Here is a 22,104-nt window from a genome sequence, read left to right on the forward strand (position 1 = left end):
TGAACGTCTCGATCTGAACGTCTGGTCCTGAACGTTTCGGCCTGAACAGGCCTGCGAGCGGGGGAAGTCCACCGGCACCTCGCCCCACTCGGGACAGACCGACGCCGCCCGAACTCAGAACGGGTACCAGCGCACCTCGGGGTCCCCGTCCCGCAACGACGCGACGCGCCTGCGGAATTCGGCGAGGGCCTTGGGGTTGGTGGGCGCGTGCTGTGACACCCACGCGCAGCTCGCCGTCTCTCGCGCACCACGCAACACCGCGCACCCGTCCCACTCCCGTACGTCCCAGCCGTACGTCGTGACGAACGCGTCGTAGGCCTCGGGCGGAAGGCCGTACCGGTCGCGGGACAGGGCCATGACCACCAGGTCGTGCTCGCGGAGGTCCGCGGAGAACGTCTCCAGGTCCACCAGGACCGGTCCGTCGGGCCCGACATGGACGTTGCGGGGGAGGGCGTCGCCGTGGATCGGGCCCGGCGGCAGATGAGGGGTGAGCGCGGCGGCCGCGGCGGCGAAGCCGTCCCTGCGCTCACGCAGATAGTCGGCGTCGGCCGGTGAGATCACATCGCCTGCGAGACGCAGCCAGCGTTCGACGCCGCCGAGCAGTTCGCGGCGCGGCAGTTCGACCGGAGGGGAGGGAAGAGCATGCACCAGGCGGAGCAGCCCGGCCAGATCGGCCGGTTCGGCGGGCCGCAGCGCGGGACCGAGGCGATGCCACAAGGTCACCGGATGGCCGTCCACGACCCGGGGTTCGGGCTCCGCGGCCCGCACCGCGGGGACCTCGCACTCCTCGAGCCAGCGCGCGACGCCCAGTTCGCGCCGGGCACGATCGAGGAGTTCGGGCGCCGCCCGGCCGACCTTCACGACCAGGTCGCCGGTGCCGAACACCGCGTTCTCACCCAGGGCGAGGAGTTCCGAGTCCCCCGCCACCCCGGCTTCGGCCAGCACGTCCCGCGCTCGTGCCTCGTCCATGTCCTGCCTCCCGCAGCGCGCTGCGCACGAAGTGCGGCGGCGCACGCGAAACGGAGTCGCGCATACCGCCATCGAGCCCGCCGAGCACATCGCCGATCCCTGTGTACGCCGCCCAGTCTCGCAGCCGGCGCGGGCGCGTTCGCACAGGCCACAAGGCATGCGCGCACGCTTGACGTACCCACGCACCATCAGCACGATGACGGTGGCCGCCTGGGACGGGTCACGGCGCGAAGCGCTTCCAAGGAAGGGCGGTGGCGGGAGACGGGCAGGCCATCCCCATACCAACCGCCTGAAGGAGCCGATTCCGTGACATTGGCGACCGCGACGAAGCGGTCAGCGAAGCAGCAGCGCGCAAGCAGAACAGGGGACCACGCTGCCTGGTTCCTGGTGCTGCCCGCGCTGATCCCCATTCTGGTCCTGAGCGTCGGCCCGCTGCTGTACGGCATCGCGCTGTCGTTCACCGACGCCCAGTCCGGCCGGACGTCCGCAACCCAGTGGGTGGGCGGCCTCAACTTCCAGGACCTGCTGCAGGACACGCTGTTCTGGGACTCGTTCCGGATCGGCCTGCTCTGGGCGGTCGGTGTCACCGTGCCGCAGTTCTTCCTGGCGCTCGGCCTGGCCCTGCTGCTCAACCAGAACCTCCGCTTCCGCTGGCTGGCGCGGGCGCTCGCGATCATCCCGTGGGCGATGCCCGAGGTCGTCGTCGGCATCATGTGGCGGCTCGTCTACCACCCGGACGCGGGCGTGCTCAACGAGACGCTCTCCAACCTAGGCCTCGGCGAGGGCCGGGACTGGCTGACGGGCACGGCGACCGCGCTGTTCGCCGTGATCGTCGTCGGCGTGTGGGCCGGCATGCCGCAGACGACGGTCGCGCTGCTCGCCGGACTGCAGAACACCCCGCGGGAGTTGCACGAGGCCGCCGCCATGGACGGAGCGGGCGCCTGGCGCCGCTTCCGCACCGTCACCTGGCCCGCGATCAAACCGGTCGCCCTGTCCATCACGGCCCTCAACTTCATCTGGAACTTCAACTCCTTCGCCCTCGTGTACGTGCTCACGCAGGGCGGCCCGGGCGGCCGTACCCGACTGCCGATGCTGTTCGCCTACGAAGAGGCCTTCCGCTACGGCCAGTTCGGCTACGCGGCGGCGATGGGCTGCGTGATGGTCGCGGTGATCTCGGTGATCCTCGCGTTCTATCTCGTGGGCCGCCTGAAGGGAGGCGACGAGTCGTGATGCGTACCTCCAAGTCGGCGCGCGCCGCGCAGTACGTGGCGCTCGCTGCGTATCTCGTCTTCCTGGCCTTCCCGTTCGCCTGGCTGATCTCCACGGCGTTCAAGCCGGCGAAGGAGCTCGGCAGCCTCGATCCCACGTGGATCCCGCGCGACCCCACGCTGCAGAACTTCACGCAGGCCTTCGACGAACAGCCGCTGCTGCAGGCGATGACGAACTCGCTGCTCGTGGCCGTGAGCGCGGCCCTCGTCGCCGTCGTCATCGCGACGCCGATGGCGTACGTGATGGCGCGGCACCGCAACCGGCTCGCCAAGGCGGCCACGGGCTGGGTGGTGATCAGCCAGGCGTTCCCGTTCGTCCTGATCATCATCCCGCTGTTCCTGATCCTGAAGAACCTCCACCTGATCAACTCGCTGCTCGGTCTGATCATGGTGTACGTGGTGTGGGCGCTGCCGTTCGCGCTGTGGATGCTCGTCGGCTATGTCCGCGCCGTACCGCCCGAGTTGGAGGAGGCCGCGGCCGTGGACGGGGCGGGCAAGCTGCGCACGCTGGTCTCGGTGACCGCGCCACTGCTCGCGCCCGGCATCGTGGCGACCGCGATGTTCGCCTTCATCACCGCATGGAACGAGTTCTTCTTCGCGCTCGTCCTGCTCAAGACCCCGGAGAAGCAGACGTTGCCGGTCATCCTGAACCGCTTCATCGGCACCGAGGGCGTCGCCGACCTGGGACCGCTCGCCGCTGCCGCGTTCCTCGCGACCATCCCGTCGCTCGTGATCTTCGCGCTCATCCAGAAGCGCATCACCGGCGGCATGCTGGCCGGGGCGGTGAAGCACTGATGGCGCCCCGCCCGCGCGTGCGACTGCGCGCCCGACTCGTCGCCGCCGCGGCGACGGCACTCGGGCTGCTGCTCACCGGCTGCTCCGGCGAGCCCGAGGAGGACGGCGGCAGGATCACGCTGCAGTTCCAGTCCCTTGCGTGGCAGAAGGAGTCGGTGGACGCCAACAAGGAACTGGTGAAGGAGTGGAACGCCGCCCACCCGGATGTCCAGGTCAAGTATGTCCAGGGCAGTTGGGACAGCGTGCACGATCAGCTGCTCACGTCCTTCGAGGGTGGCGAGGCGCCCGACATCATCCATGACGCCTCGGACGACCTCGCGGACTTCGCGTACGGCGGATATCTCGCGGATCTAGGGGAGTTGCTGCCGGGGCGCCTGAAGTCCGATATCCCGCAGCGCAGTTGGGAGACGGCGACCTTCGGGGACGGGATCTACGGCGTTCCGTTCCTGCAGGAGCCGCGCGTCCTGATCGCCAACGCGAAGTGGCTGAAGCAGTCCGGGGTGCGCATTCCCACGCCGGACAGGCCCTGGACCTGGCAGGAGTTCCGGAAGGTCACCGACGAGCTGAGCGGGGATGCGGACGACGGGAAGTACGGGGTGGCCTGGCCGCTGAAGGAGCCGGTCTCGGCCACGCTGAATCTCTCTTTGTCGACAGGTGGCAAGGTCTTCCATCGGGGCGACGACGGGAAGGTGGAGGTCCGCTTCGACGCCGCCGACCAGGTGGTGCCGAAGACCGTGCACGACCAGGTCAACTCCGATAAGAGCGCGTCGAGTTCAACCCTGGGTATGGGCGGCTCGGACACGCTGCCGGGCTTCTTCGGCGGCAAGTACGCGATGGTGCCGCTCGGGTTCTCGTACCGGCAGCAGATCGTCCAGCAGGCGCCCGACGGCTTCGACTGGCAGGTGCTGCCCGCGCCGGCGGGGGCTGACGGGCTGACTCAGGGAGTGAGTCCCCAGACGTTGTCGATCGCGGAGGACAGCCCGCACAAGAAGGAGGCGATGGCGTTCATCGACTTCCTGCTGCAGGCCGAGAACATGGTGCGGCTCGCTCAGGGTGACTGGATGCTGCCGACCGGCACCGAGGCCCTGAAGGATCCCGCTCTGCACGCGGAGAAGAACGACTGGGCGACGGGCACGGAGCTCGCCGAGCACCTGCGGTCGGCGCCGGCGCAGTCGGTGCGGGGCTACCCGGAATGGAAGGACAAGGTGGCGACGCCTGCGCTGCAGGAGTACTACAGCGGGGCGATCAGCATGGGTGAGCTGAGGAGACGGCTGGTCGAGGACGGGAATCTGGTGCTGGCCCGGTATCAGAGATAGTGCTGGCCCGGTGTCAGAGATAGTGCTGGCCTGGTGTCAGGGATCGTGCTGGCCAGGTTTCAGAGACAGGGGGCCGCGCCGCCTGCCGCAGCCGCTGTGTGTGCTGCGGCAGAGGTGCCGCGTGCCGCGAGACGCTGCGTCTTAAAAAGCTTGCACGAGACGTATCGTCTCGCGTACTGTGCTCGTCATGACCACTCCCCAGCGTGCCCATGTCGCCATGTTCTCCATCGCCGCCCACGGGCACGTCAACCCGAGCCTCGAAGTGATCCGCGAGCTCGTCGCCCGAGGGCACCGGGTCACGTACGCGATCCCGCACATCTTCGAGGAGAAGGTGGCCGAGACCGGCGCGGAACCCGTCCTCTACACCACGACCCTTCCCTCGCCGGACGACGATCCGGAGGCCTGGGGCACCACACTGATCGACAACATCGAGCCGTTCTTCAAGGATGCGGTCAACGCCCTGCCGCAGCTCGCCAAGGCCTACGAGGGTGACGAGCCCGACCTCGTCCTTTACGACATCACGTCCTACCCGGCGCGGGTCCTCGCTCGGCGCTGGGGAGTGCCGGAGATCTCCCTGTCGCCGAACCTGGTGGCGTGGGAGGGGTACCACGAGGAGGTGGGCGAGCCCCTCTACCGGGACCTGAAGGCGAGCGAGCGCGGACAGGCGTACTTCGCGAACTTCGAGGCCTGGCTGCAGGAGAACGGCATCACCCAGGGCCACGACGCCTTCGTGGGCCGCCCGCCGCGTTCCCTCGTACTGATCCCCAAGGCGCTGCAGCCGAACGCCGACCGGGTCGACGAGAGCGTGTACACCTTCGTCGGTGCGTGCCAGGGTGACCGGTCCGCGCAGGGCGACTGGCAGCGGCCGGCCGAGGCCGAGAAGGGCGTTCTGGTCTCGCTCGGTTCGTCGTTCACCAAGCAGCCGGCGTTCTACCGGGAGTGCATCGGGGCGTTCGGTGACTTGCCGGGCTGGCACCTGGTGCTGCAGATCGGTCAGCACGTCGACGAGAGCGAGCTCGGCGAGATCCCGGCCAACGTCGAAGTGCGCCGCTGGGTGCCGCAGTTGGCGATCCTGAAGGAGGCCGACGCGTTCATCACCCACGCCGGAGCGGGCGGCAGCCAGGAGGGACTGGCCACCGCGACGCCGATGGTGGCCGTGCCGCAGGCCGTCGACCAGCCGGGCAACGCCGACATGCTGCAGGGGCTCGGCGTGGCCCGGCACATCCCGACCGAGGAGGCGACGGCGGACGTGCTCCGTCGAGTCGTGCTCGAACTCGTCGAGGACCCCGAGGTGGCGCGCCGACTGCAGGTCATCCAGGAGCAGATGGCGACCGAGGGCGGGACCCGGCGGGCCGCCGACCTGATCGAGGCCGCACTGCCTCAGCGGTAGCCGGTGACGCCCAGGAGGGCCAGAGGCTTGGAGTGGTAACGCTCAGGTAACAGGCCTCTGGTCCAGCAAGGGCATTGACTCGTCTGGGATCTACGACCCTTACCCCCGGGTAAAGGTTGTACGCATCGCTTCTTGTGCCTTGGGTAACGACCTTCTTAGCGTGAAGTGAATTCCACTCGAACGCCAGGAAGTTGACATGCGCCGAGACATACCGCCTCTCTCCGAGGTACGCCGCATCACCGAGAAGAAGCGCGACGCCTGGTGGACGGTGCTCCTGGTCGATCCGGTCGCGACGCCGCTGGTGCGGCAGACCGCGATGCGCACCCGGATCACTCCGAACCAGATCACGTGGGGCGCGTTCCTTCTCGGCCTCGTGTCCGCCGCGTGCTTCGCCATGGCCGACTGGCGCTGGATGATCGCGGGCGCCGTCGTCTACCACCTGAGCTTCATCCTCGACTGCATGGACGGCAAGGTCGCGCGCCTGACCGGTACCGGTTCGGTCTTCGGCGCCTGGCTCGACTTCGTCTTCGACCGGATCAGAGTCATGGTCTGCTCGATCGCCCTGATGGCGGGCCAGTACCAGCGGACCGGCGAGACCATCTACATCTGGCTGTCGCTCGTCGTGATCGGCCTCGACACGCTTCGGTACATCAACTCCCTCGAGATCTTCAAGATCCGCCACTCCATGCGCAAGCAGATCAAGTCGCGCATGCGCGAGGCCCGACGGGCCGAGAACCAGGCGGAACTGGCCTTCATGGAAGACCTGTTGCGCGACAACCCCGCGGCGGACATCGAGCAGGACCTTCAGGCGGCGCGCGGCGGTCTCGCGCAGCGCACGGTGGGCGTGGGCGCTGACGGGGTCGAAGGGGCTGATGGCGTCCCCGGAGCCGAAAGGGCTGACGTTGTTGCGGGAGCCGACGAGGTTGAGGGGGCGTCGGCTGAGCCCTCCGCCGCATCCCCCGCTGCGGCCCAGGCTCAAGTCATCGACCTGCACCAGGAGTTCCGCCACCGCTTTCCGTGGTACCTGCGCTGCCGTTCGTATCTCCTGAGCAAGCGGATCCGTACACACCTCGTGAGTGGGATCGAGTTCCAGATGGGCGTCTTCATGATCGGCCCGCTCTTCGACGTGGTGATTCCGGCGACGATCATCTCTGGCGCACTGCTGCTCGTCTTCGAACTCGCCATCATCTACAAGCTGTTGCTCTCCACTCGTGACTTTACGCGTACGATCGACAGCTTTGAGCAGCGAAAGCTCGCGGCTGCCGCCTGAGGTTTCCGATTCTGCGCGGCTGTCTGACCTGATGGCTCCAGCTCTGTCGTGATTTGCAACTGACCTTTCCGGCCACTTGTTTCGGCCGTTCGGGAGGGTCTCAGGGATTTCCCTGAGAGGCGCTCTGCGTTATGCGCAGAGCGCCCTATTTGTTATTACGGAACCTTGTTGAACAAGTCACAGCTGTATGTAGGTATTGATCTGCGCGCGTCAATCCGACAGGGTTTCGTCCCAACCCCCGGAGATCTTCCGGATCTACGGGGGTTGAGGCAGTAACGCTTACCCCCCACAACCCCCACACCACGAGGAGACCCCTCTTCATGGCAACTCACAAGCGTGCTCGTTCCCTCAAGCTCACCGCGGCGATAGCCACCGCTGCAACCGCAGTGGGTGTCACCGTCTTCGCGACCTCCTTCGCCGGTGCCGCGCCGGTGGCCGAGGGCAAGATCTACGGTGCGAACGCCAAGGGCGCTGTGTCCGGCAGCTACATCGTCATGCTCGACGACAAGGCCAACAAGAGCAGCAAGAAGGACCTCGCCAAGGAGTACGGCGGCACCCTCAAGCGCAACTACGACTCGGCCGTCAACGGCTTCTCCGCCTCCGGCCTTTCGGAGACCGAGGCCAAGCGCCTGGCCGCCGACCCGTCCGTGTCGAAGGTCGTGCAGAACAAGAAGTTCACGATCAACGCCACCCAGGACAACCCGCCGTCGTGGGGCCTGGACCGCATCGACCAGGCCGACACCGAGGGCGACAAGAAGTACACGTACCCCGACGCCGCCGGTGAGGGTGTCACCGCGTACGTCATCGACACCGGTGTCCGCATCAGCCACAAGGACTTCGAGGGTCGCGCCGAGCACGGCTTCGACGCCGTCGACAACGACGACAGCGCCGACGACGGCAACGGTCACGGCACGCACGTCGCCGGCACCATCGCGGGCGCCTCCCACGGTGTCGCCAAGAAGGCCAAGATCGTCGCCGTCCGCGTTCTGGATGACAACGGCTCCGGCACCACCGAGGGCGTCGTCGCCGGCATCGACTGGGTCACCGAGAACCACCAGGGCCCGTCCGTCGCCAACATGAGCCTCGGCGGCGGCGCCGACGAGGCCCTCGACGAGGCCGTCCGCAAGTCCATCGCGGCCGGTGTCACCTACGGTGTCGCCGCGGGCAACGAGTCCTCGGATGCCGGACAGGGCTCCCCGGCGCGCGTGAAGGAGGCCATCACCGTCGCCTCCTCCACCAACACCGATGAGCAGTCGGACTTCTCCAACTTCGGTGAGGTCGTGGACATCTACGCTCCGGGCTCGGACATCACGTCCGCCTGGAACACCGGTGACGACGCCACCAACACCATCTCCGGTACGTCGATGGCGACCCCGCACGTCGTGGGTGCCGCCGCCGTCTACCTCGGCGGTCACCAGGACGCCACGCCGGAGCAGGTCGCCACGGCGCTGTCCGAGGGTGCCACCCCGGACAAGATCACCAACCCGAGCGAGGGCACGCCGAACAAGCTGCTCAAGGTCGTCGAGTAACACCTCCTCGTTGTGCTGACAGCCCCTCGGCCGACCGTACTTGTGGTGCCGGTCTGGCCGAGGTGCCGAGGCGAATTCCGGCGCCCGGGTCGGGGACGACCTCCCGGACCTGGCGTCGCGACCGAACCTCACAGCGCAGTGAAGCCTCCCGGGGCCTGCTTCCCCGGGCTCCGGGAGACTTCTCAGGACCGGCGGCCGTCGTGCCAACCCCCACGGGGCACGACGGTCGCCTTTCTGCGCGTGGTCCGCGACTCGTGGGCGGGCCTGTCTAGGGTGTGGCCATGACGATGTACGCGGCGCTGCTTCGTGGGATCAATGTGGGCGGCCACAAGAAAGTCCCGATGGCCGAACTCAGGTCTCTCCTCTCGGACATGGGCTTCGGGGGCGTCCGCACCCATCTGCAGAGCGGAAACGCCGTCTTCGACAGCGGCCACGGGGACGAGGACTCTCTCGCCACCGAGATCTCCACGGCGCTCGCGGAGCACTTCGGCTTCGCCGTCGACGTCCTGGTCCGCGACGGTGACTATCTGCAGGCCGTCGTCGACGCCTGCCCCTTTCCCGCGGACAGGCTCGAACCGAAGCAGCTGCACGTCACCTACTTCTCCGAGCAGGTGCGACCCGAACAGCTCGCCTCCGTGGACCCCTTGGAGTTCGCGCCGGAGGACTACAAGCTCGGCGACCGGGCGCTGTACCTCCACGCTCCGGAGGGCCTCGGCCGCTCCAAGCTCGCCGTGGTGCTCGCCCGGCCCGCGCTGCTGAAGGGCGTCATCGCCACCAGCCGGAACTGGAACACCGTCCTCAAACTCGCGGAGCTCACCCATGACTGAGACCTCGCCCGCCGTGGAGGCCGCCATCGAGGGTGAACTGCGCCTGCTCGCTCCCGAAGTGCGCCGCTCTCCCGAGCTGCTCGGCGCACTTCTCCATCCCGAGTTCTCGGAGATCGGCGCATCCGGACGATGCTGGGACCGCGAAGGGATCATCGCCGCGCTCTCCGCGCAGGCCGAACCGGGGCACCGACCCATCACCACCTCCCGGATGCGTGGCGTCCGGCTTGCGGACGACCTGGTCCATCTGACCTTCGACACTGACGACAACGGGCGTACGGCGCATCGGAGTTCCCTGTGGCGGCTCACTCGAAAGGGTTGGCTCCTCTGGTTCCACCAGGGCACGCCGTTCGCGGGCAGTTCGGAGTAATTCGGGCTGACTCGCCCTCACTCTCATCGCGGTCGCACTCGACCGCATCTGACCAGCTGAGCGTCCGAGCGGCTGGGTGCTTGTGCCTCGTGGCGTCCGCGGTGGCGTCCGCGGTGGCGTCCGTGGTGTCGTCGGCGGGCTGTCGAAATCGCTTCGGCAGCCCGCCGACGAGTTAGCCGGACGAGTTATCCACAGGAATTGATGCTTCCGGATAGAGATCGTCGTTTCGGTCTAGCGTGGGCGATGCCTGGACGGGAGAGGCCGACGCACGGCCGTCCCGACCATCGGCGCGCGACATTCACGAAGCACGAAATTCCTTACGGGGGTGAGGAGATGCACGGGGGATTGCCGTTCATCGGCATCAGCACACTCGTCTACGGCCTGGTCGGGTTGGTCGCCTTGACGATCAGCGTCGTCCGGATGCGGATGGGAGAAGGGGAGGAGCCCGAGGCTCGGACGCGGGCGGAACCGCCTTCCGGGACAGCAGCACATACGCACCCGCGCACGCCGAGCTGGGCAGAGCCCCGGGCCAGGTCCAGGTATCGGCGGAGGAGGTCGGCCTCCAGGGCCCGGCCTTGCTCAAACGGCCCACGGCACCGGCGCAACGACGCGGCCAAGGCTCTGGCGACCACCGGGGGAGAAACACGATGAGGACGCCGCCGACGAGCCGGACAACAACAACCGAACAGTCAGGCGGGGCACTCTCCGGCCGGTCTCTGGGCGTCACCGTCGTAGTGCCCGCGCACAACGAGGAAGCAGGCCTGCCGGCAACCCTTGAGTCGCTGGCCGCGCAGACCGTGCGACCGGAGCAGGTCATCGTGGTGGACGACGCCTCGGATGACCGCACAGGCGAGGTCGCCGCGGCGTACGGAGCGAGGGTCCTGCGGCCACCCCGGAACCAGGGCAGCAAGGCCAAGGCGCAGAACTACGCCCTGCCTTACTGCACAACGGAGCTGATCCTCGCGGTCGACGCGGACACGGTCCTCGCGCCCGACTACATCGAGCGCACCATCGGCGTATTCGACGACCCCGATGTGGCGATCGCGGCCGGCAACGTCCAGACGCGGTTCACCCGCACGATCTGGGAGCGCGGCAGGTCCGTCGAGTATCTCTTCGGCTTCCACTGGCACCGGCCGATCCAGCATGCGGCGGGCAGCCCCATGGTGTGCTCCGGCTGCTGCTCGGTGTTCCGCTGGAGCGACCTGAGGACCGCGGGCGGGTTCCCGGAACGCACCATCGTCGAGGACATGGACTTCACCTGGTCCCGGCAGATCGAGGGGCGCCGCGCGGTCTACGTGAGCGATGCCGTGGCCTGGGCCGCGGACCCGGATACGCTCACGTATCTGCGCAAGCAGGTCTGGCGGTGGATGGCGGGCTTCTGCCAGAACGTCCGGCTGCACCTGCCGCGTCTGATGAAGGCGAAGCCGATGCTGGCGCTGTGGGTGCTGCTGGCTCTGGCCGAGATCATCACGGCTCCGCTGTGGCTGGCCACACCGTTCCTGGTGGCCGCGTCCGGTACGCAGTCGTTCGCCGAGGCTTTCGCCTGGTGGTTGGGCGCCGAGACGCTCCTCACGCTGCCACCGCTGGTGTACGCCGCGCGCAGACGACGGCTGTCACTGCTCGGGGTCCTGCGGAACGTGCCGTGTGTGTATGCGACGAAGGCGGTGAATCTGGTGTACGCGTGGAAGGCCCTCGTCGTCGAACTGATCCTGGTGCCTTTGAAGTTGGCGAAGGGACTCACGGTCTACGAGAAGGGGCGTCCCGTGCTCGCGGCGCCTGTCTGAGCCGTTAGCCCTCCGAGTCGCCCGAGCCGAGCCGAGCCGTCCGAGCCGACCCGGCCGAGTGGCGGCGCCGCCCGAGTCTCCTCAGGCGGACATCGCCACAGCCACCGTGGAAACCGACGCCGCCGAGTCGTACCGGGTCAGCAGCAGCCGCGCCAGCTTCGGTGCGGGGCCGAGGGCATCGGCGAGGACGTCCGCGCCGGCCTCGCGGGCGCCGCGGGCGATCCGGTCGGGCAGGAAGCCGGGCGCGATGACGTACGGCGCGACCGCCACCCGGCGGACGCCCTCGGCACGGAGCTCGCGGACGGCGTCCTCGGTGCGGGGCAGAGATGCGGAGGCGAACGCAGGCCGCACGGCACACCAACCGGTGCGCCGCCACTCCCGCGCGATTTCTGCGATCACTGCGATCGCCTCCGGGTCCGTGGAGCCCGCCGAGGCCAGGACGACCCCGGTCGAGCCCTTGTCGCCGGGCCCCAGGCCCGCCTCGTACAGCCGCTGCTCCAGTGCGTCGAGGAGCAGCGGGGAGGGGCCGAGTACGTCGGCCTGGCGTATCCGCAGCTGCGGCAGGCGGGTGGTCGCCTCGTGCAGGACGGCGGGGATGTCCGCCTTGGCGTGGAAGGCGCGGGTGAGCAGCAGCGGCAGGGCCACGACGTCACGTACTCCGTCGGCGGCGAGGCCTTCGAGGACCCCGGTCACCGAGGGGGCGTTGAAGTCCAGGAAGCCGGTCTCCACCCGGAGACCCGGGCGCAGCGACCGGACGCGGCGCACCAGGGCCTGCACGGTCGCGGCGTGGCGCGGGTCCCGGCTGCCGTGGGCGACGACGAGCAGGACGGGCGCGGACCGGCCCTGGCCTGGGCGGACGGTGTGCGGCGGAAGGCTCAGGTGGCGCATGACGGTTCAGCTCCTGCCGAGGAGACCGCGGCTGCGCAGCACGCGGCGCTCCAGGGGACTGAAGACGAGCAGATCGATGGCGATGCCCACGATGAGGATGAGGAAGATGGCGAGGAACACCATGGACATACTGCTGTTGGTGCGGCCGTTGTCGAGCAACTGGCCGAGGCCGATGCCGAGTTCGGGCGAGGACGCGATGATCTCCGCGGCCATGAGGGAGCGCCAGGAGAAGGCCCAGCCCTGCTTCAGACCGGCCAGGTATCCGGGCAGCGCCGCCGGCATCACGATGTGCCAGGTGCCGCGGGCCCCGGTGGCGCCCAGGGTGCGACCGGCCCGCAGGAACAGCGGCGGCACCTGGTCGACGCCGGCGACCAGCCCGTTGGCGATGGACGGGACGGCGCCGAGCAGGATCACTGCGTACATCATCGAGTCGTTCAGACCGAGCCAGAGCACCGCGGGCGGCACCCAGGCCACCGATGGCAGGGACTGCAGGCCGGACAGGATCGGCCCGATCGCGGCGCGCACGAACCGTACGCGGGCGACGAGCAGGCCGAGCGGCGTGCCGATGACGAGGGCGAGCAGGAAGCCGGAGACGCCGCGCCAGAGGCTGGTCCAGATGTAGTCGAACAGCGTGCCCTGCAGCCAGGCCTGCCGGACCTCGAACCAGACGGCCGAGGGGGATGGCAGCTTGTAGGGGTCGACGATCTGCGCCCAGGTCAGGGCCTGCCAGATCAGCAGAACCAGGGCGATCGCGAAGACGGGGGGAAGAACCTTCTTGCGGATGACCTCGCCGCGCGGGGTTCGCTGGTCCACCGAGGTCTCCAGGGCGTCGAGCCCGGCCTCGAGGCCCGCGAGACCCGTCAGGCCCGCGGCGTCGTCCTGGTCCTTCGGCGCGGAGGTCCCGGTGGAGGTCTTAGTGCTGGCCATGGCGGCGGATCTCCCCACGGAGTTGTTCGGTGATCTCGAGGGACAGCTCCGCGACGGCGGAGTCCTCGATGCGGCGCGGCTGGGGAATATCCACGGTCCACTCGCGGGCGATCCGCCCGGGGCGGGACGACAGCAGCACCACGCGTTGGGCGAGGCGGACGGCCTCGCGCACGTTGTGGGTCACGAAGAGTACGGAGAGGCCGGTCTCATGCCACAGCTGGGTCAGTTCGTCGTGCAGGACGTCACGGGTGATCGCGTCGAGCGCCGCGAACGGCTCGTCCATCAGGAGCAGTTGGCTGTCCTGGGCGAGCGCGCGGGCGAGGGCCACGCGCTGGCGCATGCCGCCGGACAGCTCGTGCACGCGCTTGCCGTAGGCGCCGCTGAGGCGGACCAGGCCGAGCAGACGCTCCGCCTCGTCGCGCCGCTCGTTCTTGGGCACACCGCGCAGTCGCAGGGCGAGTTCGACGTTCTTGCCCGCGGTGAGCCAGGGGAACAGCGCGTGCTCCTGGAACATCAGGGCGGGGCGTCCGGACGTCTCGATGGACCCGACGGTCGGGGCGTCGAGGCCTGCGACGAGGTTGAGCAGGGTGGACTTGCCGCAGCCCGAGGCCCCCAGGAGCGTGACGAACTCGCCCGGTGCGACATCGAGGCTGATGTCGTCGAGCACGAGCTGCTGCGCGCCGGGCCGGCCGAAGGACTTGGACACGTGCTGGATGCGTGCGGCGTGCGACACCGCCGTGCGGTCCTCAGCCTTGGTGAGGGTGCTGGTGGCCATGATCGTCACCTCCTGGGAACGGTCGGGTTGCGGTGGCTAGTCGGTGCCGAGGCCGGAGTCGTGGACGCCGGGCTGGCTCTCGTCCTGCAGCACCTGGTTGAGGAGCTCCAGGTCGTAGATGCCGCCCAGGTCGGGCCTCTTCAGCAGGCCGGCCTTGACCGCGTGCTGGGCCTGGGCGTCGAGGGTGGCGGCCAGCGGGTCGTCGGTGAACTCGATGGACTTCCAGGCGGGGTCGATGACCTTCGCGGGCAGCGCCTTGCCGGAGTCCCGCGCGAGGCGGTCGTTGGCGGCGGCCTTGGCGGCGTCCGGGTTCTCCGCGATCCACGCGTTGGTCTTCACGGTGCCGCGCAGGAAGGCCTCGACGACCTTCGGGTGCGCCTTGAGGAAGCTCTGGGACACGACGATGTTGGCGTTCACGAACTGCTCGTCCGGCCACAGATCCTTCTCGTCGAGCAGTACCTTCGCGCCCTCGTCGACCAGCTTGGACGCGGTCGGCTCGGGCACCCAGGCGCCGTCGAAGGAGCCCGACTTGTAGGCGTCCGGCATGATCTTGTTGTCGGTGCGGACGACGGACACGTCGCCCTTGCCGCTCTGCGCGTCGACCTTCCAGCCCTGCTCGGAGACCCAGTTCAGGAAGGCGACGTCCTGGGTGTTGCCCAGCTGGGGCGTGGCGATCGTCTTGCCCTTGACGTCGTCCTTGGACTGGATCTTGTCGGGGTTCACGACCAGCTTCACGCCGCCGGAAGCGGCCCCGGAGATGATGCGCAGCCCCTTGCCCGCCGACTTGGTGTAGCCGTTGATCGCCGGGGACGGGCCGATGAAGCCGATGTCGATCGACTTGGAGACCAGCGCCTCGATCTCGGCGGGCCCGGCGTTGAAGGTGGACGGCGTGATCTGCGTGCCGCCCAACTCCTTCTGCAGGATGCCCTTCTCCAGACCGACGAGGGCCGTGCCGTGGGTGAGGTTGGGGAAGTAGCCGACCTTCACCTCGGAGAGGTCGTCGATCGGCTTGCCCTTGGCGACGTTCTGCGTGTCGTCCTTGGCCTGGGAGCCGTAGCCGCAGGAGGTGGCGGCGAAGGCCAGGAGCGGCAGGACGACGGCCGCGGTGAGCGTACGCCGCAGCGTGCGGGAGCCCGGAGAACGGGCCTCGCGCGGGCGGTGACCTCGGTGCTCGGCCGGCGTGGCGGCGTCGGTCGGGCGGTTGGCAGGCACGGGAGGTGGTCCTCTCGTCGGCCCGGCCCTCACATCCCCCGAGGAGCAGTGGGGGCGGAGTCCGGGAATTCGGCAGGTCTTCGTCGATGTGACGGGACGTGTGGCGGGACGTGTGGCGGGACATGCTGCGGGGCGCGCATGCGGTGCGCGTACGTCATCGCGCACATCGCACGACTCCGCCCGAGCCCGCGCCGAGGGAGCCGCTGCCGATGCGGCCGCCCTCCTTCGCGAACGTCGCGAACACATCGCTACGCATCAGAAGTCCCAGCCCTCGTCGTCCGCTTCGGCGCTGGGCACGGTCTTGGAGGCGAACGAGTCGCCTGCCATGCCGGCGGCGAGGGTGGTGCCGTCGGCCGGGTCGATGAGGAGGAAGGAGCCGGTGCGGCGGGAGTCCTCGTAGGAGTCGAGGGCGAGCGGTTCGGCGGTGCGCACGCGGACCTGGCCGATGTCGTTGGCGACGAGCTCGCCGGGCTCGGGGTGCTGGGACAGGTCGTCCAGGGTCAGCCGCGAGGGGATTTCCTTGACGATGGCCTTGACCGTGCGGGTGGTGTGCTTGAGCAGCACCCGCTGGCCCACCGTGAGCGGGGTGTCGGCGACGTGGCAGACGGTCGCCTCGATGTCCTGGCTGGTTGCCGGGGTGTCCCCGGACGGCACGAGCAGGTCGCCGCGGGAGATGTCGATGTCGTCCTCGAGGATCAGCGTCACCGACTGCGGCGTCCACGCCACGTCCACCGGGGTGCCGAGCAGGTCGATCCCGGTGATCTTCGAGCTGCGGCCCGAGGGCAGCACGGTCACGGACTCGCCGACGCGGAAGGTGCCCGCGGCGATCTGGCCCGCGTAGCCGCGGTAGTCGGGGTGCTCGGCGGTCTGCGGCCGGATCACGTACTGCACGGGGAACCGCGCGTGGCAGGTCGCCAGGTCGTGGCTGACCGGAACGGTCTCCAGGTGTTCGAGGACGGTGGGGCCGCCGTACCAGTCCATGTTCGCGGACGGCTCCACCACGTTGTCACCGGCGAGCGCGGAGATCGGGATGGCGGTGATCTCCGGGACGCCCAACTCCAAGGCGTAGGTGGTGAATTCCTCGGCGATCTTGGCGAAGACGGGCTCGGCGTAGTCGACGAGGTCCATCTTGTTGACCGCGAGCACCACGTGCGGCACGCGCAGGAGCGCGGCCAGGGCGGCGTGCCGGCGGGTCTGCTCGACCACGCCGTTGCGGGCGTCGACGAGGATCACGGTCAGCTCGGCGGTGGAGGCGCCGGTGACCATGTTCCGGGTGTACTGCACGTGCCCGGGGGTGTCGGCGAGGATGAACCGGCGCCGCGCGGTGGCGAAGTAGCGGTAGGCGACGTCGATCGTGATGCCCTGCTCCCGCTCGGCACGCAGGCCGTCGGTGAGCAGCGCCAGGTCGGGCTCGGCGGCACCGCGGTTGCGGGACGCAAGCTCGACGGCCTCCAGCTGGTCGGTGAGGACCGACTTGGAGTCGTGCAGCAGGCGCCCGACGAGGGTGGACTTGCCGTCGTCGACGGAACCGGCCGTCGCGAAGCGCAGCAGGGTCGTCGCCGACAGATCGGCCAGTCCGCCCAACTGCGCCGCGTCGGCCGTGTGGTCGGCGGGGCCGGCGTTTTCGGCGTGCGTGCTCATTTAGAAGTACCCCTCGCGCTTGCGGTCTTCCATCGCGGCCTCGGACATCTTGTCGTCGGCGCGGGTGGCGCCCCGCTCGGTGAGCCGGGACGCGGCGATCTCGGTGATCACGGCCTGCAGGGTGCCGGCGTCGGAGTCGACGGCGCCGGTGCAGGACATGTCACCGACCGTCCGGTAGCGCACCTGGCGCTTGACGACCGGCTCGTCCTCACGCGGCCCGCCCCACTCGCCGGCGGTCAGCCACATCCCCGAGCGCTGGAACACCTCACGCTCATGCGCGAAGTAGATCTCCGGCAGTTCGATGTCCTCGCGGGCGATGTACTGCCACACGTCCAGCTCGGTCCAGTTGGACAGCGGGAAGACCCGGACGTGCTCGCCGGGGGCGTGCCGGCCGTTGTAGAGCTGCCACAGCTCGGGGCGCTGACGGCGCGGGTCCCACTGCGAGAACTCGTCACGCAGGGAGAACACCCGCTCCTTCGCGCGGGCCTTCTCCTCGTCGCGGCGGCCGCCGCCGAACACCGCGTCGAAGCGGTGCTGCTGGATGGCCTCCGTCAGCGGCACGGTCTGCAGCGGGTTGCGGGTGCCGTCGGGGCGCTCGCGCAGCTTGCCCGCGTCGATGTACTCCTGCACGGAGGCGACATGCAGCCGCAGCCCGTGCTCGGCCACCACACGGTCGCGGTAGTCGAGGACCTCGGGGAAGTTGTGCCCGGTGTCCACGTGCAGCAGCGAGAAGGGGACCGCCGCGGGGGCGAACGCCTTCAGCGCCAGGTGCAGCATGACGATGGAGTCCTTGCCACCGGAGAAAAGGATCACCGGCCGCTCGAACTCACCCGCCACCTCACGGAAGATGTGCACGGCCTCGGACTCCAGAGCGTCCAAGTGGCTGAGCGCGTAAGGGCTGTCGGTCTCCTCCGACAGCAAAGGCGCGGTGGTCGTCATGCCAGACCCCTTTCCGTGAGCAGCGCATGCAGCGCCGCCGCTGACTCCTGCACGGTCTGCTGGTGCGACTCGATCCGCAGATCTGGCGAATCGGGCGCTTCATACGGGTCGTCGACACCCGTCAGGCCGGACAGCTCACCGGCGGCCTGCTTGGCGTACAGCCCCTTCACGTCCCGCTCCGAGCACACCTCGACAGGCGTGGCGACATGCACCTCGACATACGCGGTGCCCTCGCCCTGGTGGCGCTTACGCACCGCCTCACGACTGTCGGTGTACGGGGCGATGACCGGCACGAGGGCCTTCACACCGTTGGCGGCGAGCAGTTCGGCGACGAAGCCGATGCGCTGCACATTGGTGTGCCGGTCCTCGCGGCTGAAGCCGAGACCCGCGGAGAGGAACTCGCGGATCTCATCCCCGTCGAGCACCTCGACAGCGTGGCCCTCGCTGCGCAGACGGCCCGCCAACTCGTGGGCGATGGTGGTCTTTCCGGCGCTCGGCAGACCGGTGAGCCAGATGGTGGCCCCGGTCGTGGCGGGCGCGGCGGTGGCAGCGGAGGCTGCGCCGGCGGTCACGTGTGTCTCCTGGTGGTCGGTCATCCGTGCAGCCCGCATTCCGTCTTGTTGCGGCCGGCCCAGCGGCCGGAGCGGGCGTCCTCGCCCTCCGCCACGCGGCGGGTGCAGGGCGCGCAGCCGATGGACGGATAGCCGTCCATGAGCAGCGGGTTGGTGAGTACGCCGTGTTCGGCCACGTAGGCGTCCACGTCGTCCTGGGTCCAGCGGGCGATCGGCGCGATCTTGACCTTCTGGCGCTTCTCGTCCCAGGCGACGACCGGCGTGTTCGCGCGGGTCGGCGACTCGTCCCGGCGAAGCCCGGTGGCCCAGGCGTCGTACGCGGTCAGGCCCTCTTCGAGGGGCTTGACCTTGCGCAGCGCGCAGCACAGGTCGGGGTCGCGGTCGTGCAGCTTCGGCCCGTACTCCGCGTCCTGTTCGGCGACGGTCTGGCGGGGCGTCAGGGTGATCAGGTTGACGTCGAGGACGGCGTCCACGGCGTCGGCGGTGCCGATGGTCTCGGGGAAGTGGTAGCCGGTGTCGAGGAACACCACGTCCACGCCGGGCATGGCGCGCGACGCCAGGTGGGCGACCACCGCGTCCTCCATCGACGAGGTCACGCAGAAGCGCTTGCCGAAGGTGTGCGCGGCCCACCCGAGGATCTCCAGGGGGGAGGCTTCCTCCAGTTCACGGCCGGCCCGCTCGGCGAGCTCCTTGAGTTCGTCGGCGGTACGTCGTTGAGCCTGAGCAGTCGTCATATCTCGTCCCCTCCACCGTCGTTGTGCGTGAGGCCCCGGGTGAGCAACCCGAGGAACTTCAGCTGGAAGGCCCGGTTGCAGGCCGCGCACTCCCACGCGCCGTGGCCGGACTCGTGGGGGCGAAGATCCTCGTCACCGCAGTACGGGCAGTAGAACGGCGCGGCGCGCTCGCTCACTTGAGAGCCTCCTCGGAGGCGCGGGCCGTCCAGGTGGCGAACCGCTCGCCGTCCTCGCGCTCCGATTGGAAGCGCTTGACGACGCGCTCGATGTAGTCGGGCAGCTCGTCGGCGGTCACCTTCAGGCCGCGGACCTTGCGGCCGAACCCGGCCTCGAGGCCGAGCGCGCCGCCGAGGTGCACCTGGTAGCCCTCGACCTGCTCGCCCTGGTCGTTGAGCATGAGCTGGCCCTTGAGGCCGATGTCGGCGACCTGGATACGGGCGCAGGCGTTGGGGCAGCCGTTGATGTTGATGGTGATCGGCTCGTCGAAGTCCGGGACGCGGCGCTCCAGTTCGTCGATGAGCGAGGCGCCGCGGGCCTTGGTCTCGACGATGGCGAGCTTGCAGAACTCGATGCCGGTGCAGGCCATGGTGCCGCGCCGGAACGCCGAGGGGCGCACGGTCAGGTCGAGCGATTCGAGCGCCTCGGTCAGCGGCTCGACCTGCGCCTCGTCCACGTCGAGCACGATCATCTTCTGCTCGACGGTGGTGCGCAGGCGGCCCGAGCCGTGGGCCTCGGCGATCTCCGCGATCTTGGTGAGCGTCGCGCCGTCGACCCGGCCGACGCGCGGCGCGAAGCCGACGTAGAACTTGCCGTCCTGCTGGCGGTGCACGCCGACGTGGTCGCGCCACTTGGCCACGGGCTGGGCGGGCGCGGGACCGTCGACCAGCTCGCGCTTCAGGTACTCGTCCTGAAGGACCTGGCGGAACTTCTCCGTGCCCCAGTCGGCGAGCAGGAACTTCAGGCGGGCGCGGGTGCGCAGGCGGCGGTAGCCGTAGTCGCGGAAGATCGAGATGACACCCTCGAAGACCTCCGGGACCTCGTCGAGCGGCACCCAGGCGCCGAGGCGCTGGCCGATCTTCGGGTTGGTGGAGAGTCCGCCACCCACCCAGAGGTCGAACCCGGGCCCGTGCTCGGGGTGTTCGACGCCGACGAAGGCGACGTCGTTGATCTCGTGCGCCACGTCCAGGAGCGGCGAGCCGGAGATCGCGGACTTGAACTTCCGCGGCAGGTTGGAGAAGGCCGAGTTGCCGATGACGCGGCGGTGGATCTCCTCCATGGCGGAGGTGCCGTCGATGATCTCGTCCTCGGCGATACCGGCGACGGGCGAGCCGATGATGACGCGCGGGGTGTCACCGCAGGCCTCGGTGGTGGACAGGCCGACCTCTTCGAGGCGCCGCCAGATCTCCGGCACGTCCTCGATGCGGATCCAGTGGTACTGGATGTTCTGCCGGTCGGTGATGTCCGCGGTGCCGCGGGCGAACTCCTCGGAGATCTCGCCGATCACCCGCAGCTGCTGAGTGGTGAGGCGGCCGCCGTCGATGCGCACGCGCAGCATGAAGTACTTGTCGTCCAGCTCCTCCGGCTCCAGGACCGCGGTCTTGCCGCCGTCGATCCCGGGCTTGCGCTGGGTGTAGAGGCCCCACCAGCGCATCCGGCCGCGCAGGTCGTTGGGGTCGATCGAGTCGAAACCACGCTTGGAGTAGATCGTCTCAATGCGTGTCCGCACATTGAGACCGTCGTCGTCCTTCTTGAACTGCTCGTTGCCGTTGAGCGGGGTGAAGTGCCCCACGGCCCACTGGCCCTCACCACGGTGACGGCTCGCCTTGCGTCGGGGCGCTGCTGAGACGGGCTTCTCAGGGGTTGCGGCCATGGTTGCTACGTCCTTCGGGACTACGGGAAAGCGGCTCTGACCAGCGCATACGGGCACGCGGGCGGTGCATTCGACAGATGCGCGCGCCCTTGCGCGTAAGGGGTGGGGTCAGATCAGGAAAAGGGAATGCGGCGTTGTGCTGAGAGGTCAGCGCGCCAGACAGATCGCGCTGGACATGCGGCCGAGGTCGACGTGCCGCCGACTCACCAAGGCAATTCCAGCTCGAGACATGACGGAAGCGTTGCATGGGCCTTTAGACCCAGTCCAGCTCTGTCCGCAATTTGGACGAGATCGTCTCGCATTGCGAGCGCTGTGGCCTGGGTCACTCGGCGGCCGTCGCGAGAGGTCGGGACAGGACAGGACAAGACAAGACGGGACGGGGCGGGGCGGGATCAGGCGCCCGGCCACGGCCCCGGCGTCTCGACCACCGGCTCCTCCTCGACCTTCGTGTCGAAGAGCCGGAAGCCGCGCCGCTGATAGTTGGCCATCGCGTGCTCGCCGTCCTTGCTGCAGGTGTGCAGCCAGACCCGCTTCGTCGCGGGCAGCCCCGGCCAGCGCTCGGCCAGGTCCCAGGCGCGGGCGGTCGCGTACGAGAGCAGGTGACCGCCGATGCGGCGGCCGCGGAAGGCCGGCACGAGACCGAAGTAGACGATCTCCACGGACCCCTCGTCCTGGGCCTGCAGCTCCACGTACCCGGCGGGCGTCCCCTTGTCGTACGCGACCCAGGTCTCGGTGCCGGGGCGGTCGAGCTGCTCCCGCCACTGCGCGTAGGTGAGGGAGAGCCGGTCGGTCCAGCGGATGTCGCCGCCGACCGCGGTGTAGAGGAAGCGGCTGAACTCCGGTGACGGCACCTCGGCGCGCACGATGCGCACGTCGCCCTCCGCCGCGGCGGCCGCGGCGAGGTCGTCGGGGGAGGTCTGTTCCAGGGACCAGGTGGTCACGGTGATGGTGCTCATGAGGTCAGGGAACCATGGGCGCGCGCGGCTGCCAACGGCCGACCTGTGTCGCGGACTGGTCCTCCGTCTCGTAGA

General features: G+C 69.1%; 20 protein-coding genes and 1 pseudogene. 9 read left to right on the forward strand and 12 right to left on the reverse strand.

What is annotated here, in order from left to right; translation table 11 throughout:
* Positions 1 to 114 precede the first annotated feature (114 nt).
* On the reverse strand, positions 115 to 969 hold the full coding sequence (locus RCO28_RS14490; RefSeq protein WP_308941486.1) for an aminoglycoside phosphotransferase family protein: 855 nt from the start codon (positions 967 to 969) through the stop codon (positions 115 to 117).
* Between the two features lie 306 nt (positions 970 to 1,275).
* Between RCO28_RS14490 and RCO28_RS14495 the strand changes: the two genes are divergently transcribed.
* The 9 genes and pseudogenes from RCO28_RS14495 (at position 1,276) to RCO28_RS14535 (ending at position 11,515) form a co-directional block, all read left to right on the forward strand.
* Complete coding sequence (locus tag RCO28_RS14495) at positions 1,276 to 2,199, forward strand: sugar ABC transporter permease (RefSeq protein ID WP_308941487.1); 924 nt, start codon at positions 1,276 to 1,278, stop codon at positions 2,197 to 2,199.
* Positions 2,199 to 3,032: a carbohydrate ABC transporter permease gene (locus RCO28_RS14500; protein WP_308941488.1), complete on the forward strand. Its 834-nt coding sequence runs from the start codon at positions 2,199 to 2,201 to the stop codon at positions 3,030 to 3,032. The genes RCO28_RS14495 and RCO28_RS14500 overlap by 1 nt, the downstream gene beginning before the upstream one ends.
* Positions 3,032 to 4,348 (forward strand): sugar ABC transporter substrate-binding protein, encoded by a 1,317-nt coding sequence (locus RCO28_RS14505; protein ID WP_308941489.1) that lies wholly within the window; start codon positions 3,032 to 3,034, stop codon positions 4,346 to 4,348. Before RCO28_RS14500 ends, RCO28_RS14505 begins: the two co-directional genes overlap by 1 nt.
* A 114-nt stretch (positions 4,349 to 4,462) precedes the next feature.
* Positions 4,463 to 5,738 (forward strand): annotated as a pseudogene (mgt, locus tag RCO28_RS14510) (macrolide-inactivating glycosyltransferase).
* A gap of 196 nt (positions 5,739 to 5,934) precedes the next feature.
* On the forward strand, positions 5,935 to 7,008 hold the full coding sequence (locus RCO28_RS14515; protein ID WP_308941491.1) for a CDP-alcohol phosphatidyltransferase family protein: 1,074 nt from the start codon (positions 5,935 to 5,937) through the stop codon (positions 7,006 to 7,008).
* Positions 7,009 to 7,328: 320 nt separating this feature from the next.
* Positions 7,329 to 8,537, forward strand: a complete 1,209-nt coding sequence (locus RCO28_RS14520; protein WP_308941492.1) for a S8 family peptidase — start codon at positions 7,329 to 7,331, stop codon at positions 8,535 to 8,537.
* Between the two features lie 281 nt (positions 8,538 to 8,818).
* Complete coding sequence (locus RCO28_RS14525) at positions 8,819 to 9,364, forward strand: DUF1697 domain-containing protein (protein WP_308941493.1); 546 nt, start codon at positions 8,819 to 8,821, stop codon at positions 9,362 to 9,364.
* Positions 9,357 to 9,731: a nuclear transport factor 2 family protein gene (locus RCO28_RS14530; RefSeq protein WP_308941494.1), complete on the forward strand. Its 375-nt coding sequence runs from the start codon at positions 9,357 to 9,359 to the stop codon at positions 9,729 to 9,731. Before RCO28_RS14525 ends, RCO28_RS14530 begins: the two co-directional genes overlap by 8 nt.
* Before the next feature lie 734 nt (positions 9,732 to 10,465).
* Complete coding sequence (locus RCO28_RS14535) at positions 10,466 to 11,515, forward strand: glycosyltransferase family 2 protein (protein ID WP_308941495.1); 1,050 nt, start codon at positions 10,466 to 10,468, stop codon at positions 11,513 to 11,515.
* Between the two features lie 81 nt (positions 11,516 to 11,596).
* On the opposite strand, the gene RCO28_RS14540 is transcribed toward RCO28_RS14535, so the two are convergent.
* From RCO28_RS14540 to RCO28_RS14590, 11 genes are all read right to left on the reverse strand, one after another.
* Positions 11,597 to 12,403, reverse strand: coding sequence for a sirohydrochlorin chelatase (locus tag RCO28_RS14540; protein ID WP_308941496.1), 807 nt, complete (start codon positions 12,401 to 12,403; stop codon positions 11,597 to 11,599).
* A 6-nt stretch (positions 12,404 to 12,409) separates the two neighbouring features.
* On the reverse strand, positions 12,410 to 13,330 hold the full coding sequence (locus RCO28_RS14545; protein ID WP_308941497.1) for an ABC transporter permease: 921 nt from the start codon (positions 13,328 to 13,330) through the stop codon (positions 12,410 to 12,412).
* On the reverse strand, positions 13,317 to 14,105 hold the full coding sequence (locus RCO28_RS14550; protein ID WP_308941498.1) for an ABC transporter ATP-binding protein: 789 nt from the start codon (positions 14,103 to 14,105) through the stop codon (positions 13,317 to 13,319). The genes RCO28_RS14545 and RCO28_RS14550 overlap by 14 nt, the downstream gene beginning before the upstream one ends.
* A 36-nt stretch (positions 14,106 to 14,141) precedes the next feature.
* Positions 14,142 to 15,227 carry an ABC transporter substrate-binding protein gene (locus RCO28_RS14555; RefSeq protein ID WP_308941583.1) on the reverse strand — a complete coding sequence of 362 codons (1,086 nt, stop codon included), beginning with the start codon at positions 15,225 to 15,227 and terminating at the stop codon, positions 14,142 to 14,144.
* 345 nt (positions 15,228 to 15,572) lie between these two features.
* The gene (locus tag RCO28_RS14560; protein ID WP_308941499.1) at positions 15,573 to 16,958 is read right to left on the reverse strand and encodes a GTP-binding protein; all 1,386 of its coding nucleotides are present in this window, start codon (positions 16,956 to 16,958) and stop codon (positions 15,573 to 15,575) included.
* A complete protein-coding gene (gene cysD / locus RCO28_RS14565; RefSeq protein ID WP_308941500.1) occupies positions 16,959 to 17,897 on the reverse strand; it encodes a sulfate adenylyltransferase subunit CysD in 939 nt (312 codons plus the stop codon). It abuts the gene before it with no gap.
* Positions 17,894 to 18,508 (reverse strand): adenylyl-sulfate kinase, encoded by a 615-nt coding sequence (gene cysC, locus RCO28_RS14570; protein WP_308941501.1) that lies wholly within the window; start codon positions 18,506 to 18,508, stop codon positions 17,894 to 17,896. The genes cysD and cysC overlap by 4 nt, the downstream gene beginning before the upstream one ends.
* Complete coding sequence (locus RCO28_RS14575) at positions 18,490 to 19,203, reverse strand: phosphoadenylyl-sulfate reductase (protein ID WP_308941502.1); 714 nt, start codon at positions 19,201 to 19,203, stop codon at positions 18,490 to 18,492. Before RCO28_RS14575 ends, cysC begins: the two co-directional genes overlap by 19 nt.
* Entirely contained in the window at positions 19,200 to 19,379 is a 180-nt protein-coding gene (locus RCO28_RS14580; protein ID WP_308941503.1) for a hypothetical protein, read from the reverse strand. Before RCO28_RS14580 ends, RCO28_RS14575 begins: the two co-directional genes overlap by 4 nt.
* A complete protein-coding gene (locus tag RCO28_RS14585; protein ID WP_308941504.1) occupies positions 19,376 to 21,073 on the reverse strand; it encodes a nitrite/sulfite reductase in 1,698 nt (565 codons plus the stop codon). The genes RCO28_RS14580 and RCO28_RS14585 overlap by 4 nt, the downstream gene beginning before the upstream one ends.
* 392 nt (positions 21,074 to 21,465) lie before the next feature.
* Positions 21,466 to 22,029, reverse strand: a complete 564-nt coding sequence (locus RCO28_RS14590; RefSeq protein WP_308941505.1) for a GNAT family N-acetyltransferase — start codon at positions 22,027 to 22,029, stop codon at positions 21,466 to 21,468.
* Positions 22,030 to 22,104 lie beyond the last annotated feature (75 nt).

Origin of the sequence: Streptomyces sp. LHD-70, assembly GCF_031157275.1 — a bacterium.
Taxonomy (GTDB): Bacteria; Actinomycetota; Actinomycetes; order Streptomycetales; family Streptomycetaceae; genus Streptomyces.

Bases quoted from the DNA above. Each gene is read 5' to 3' on its own strand.
- RCO28_RS14490 (WP_308941486.1), bottom strand. From the start codon at position 969: ATGGACGAGGCACGAGCGCGGGACGTGCTGGCCGAAGCCGGGGTGGCG.
- RCO28_RS14500 (WP_308941488.1), top strand. From the start codon at position 2,199: ATGCGTACCTCCAAGTCGGCGCGCGCCGCGCAGTACGTGGCGCTCGCT.
- RCO28_RS14505 (WP_308941489.1), top strand. From the start codon at position 3,032: ATGGCGCCCCGCCCGCGCGTGCGACTGCGCGCCCGACTCGTCGCCGCC.
- RCO28_RS14515 (WP_308941491.1), top strand. From the start codon at position 5,935: ATGCGCCGAGACATACCGCCTCTCTCCGAGGTACGCCGCATCACCGAG.
- RCO28_RS14520 (WP_308941492.1), top strand. From the start codon at position 7,329: ATGGCAACTCACAAGCGTGCTCGTTCCCTCAAGCTCACCGCGGCGATA.
- RCO28_RS14525 (WP_308941493.1), top strand. From the start codon at position 8,819: ATGACGATGTACGCGGCGCTGCTTCGTGGGATCAATGTGGGCGGCCAC.
- RCO28_RS14530 (WP_308941494.1), top strand. From the start codon at position 9,357: ATGACTGAGACCTCGCCCGCCGTGGAGGCCGCCATCGAGGGTGAACTG.
- RCO28_RS14540 (WP_308941496.1), bottom strand. From the start codon at position 12,403: ATGCGCCACCTGAGCCTTCCGCCGCACACCGTCCGCCCAGGCCAGGGC.
- RCO28_RS14545 (WP_308941497.1), bottom strand. From the start codon at position 13,330: ATGGCCAGCACTAAGACCTCCACCGGGACCTCCGCGCCGAAGGACCAG.
- RCO28_RS14550 (WP_308941498.1), bottom strand. From the start codon at position 14,105: ATGGCCACCAGCACCCTCACCAAGGCTGAGGACCGCACGGCGGTGTCG.
- RCO28_RS14560 (WP_308941499.1), bottom strand. From the start codon at position 16,958: ATGAGCACGCACGCCGAAAACGCCGGCCCCGCCGACCACACGGCCGAC.
- cysD (WP_308941500.1), bottom strand. From the start codon at position 17,897: ATGACGACCACCGCGCCTTTGCTGTCGGAGGAGACCGACAGCCCTTAC.
- cysC (WP_308941501.1), bottom strand. From the start codon at position 18,508: ATGCGGGCTGCACGGATGACCGACCACCAGGAGACACACGTGACCGCC.
- RCO28_RS14575 (WP_308941502.1), bottom strand. From the start codon at position 19,203: ATGACGACTGCTCAGGCTCAACGACGTACCGCCGACGAACTCAAGGAG.
- RCO28_RS14585 (WP_308941504.1), bottom strand. From the start codon at position 21,073: ATGGCCGCAACCCCTGAGAAGCCCGTCTCAGCAGCGCCCCGACGCAAG.
- RCO28_RS14590 (WP_308941505.1), bottom strand. From the start codon at position 22,029: ATGAGCACCATCACCGTGACCACCTGGTCCCTGGAACAGACCTCCCCC.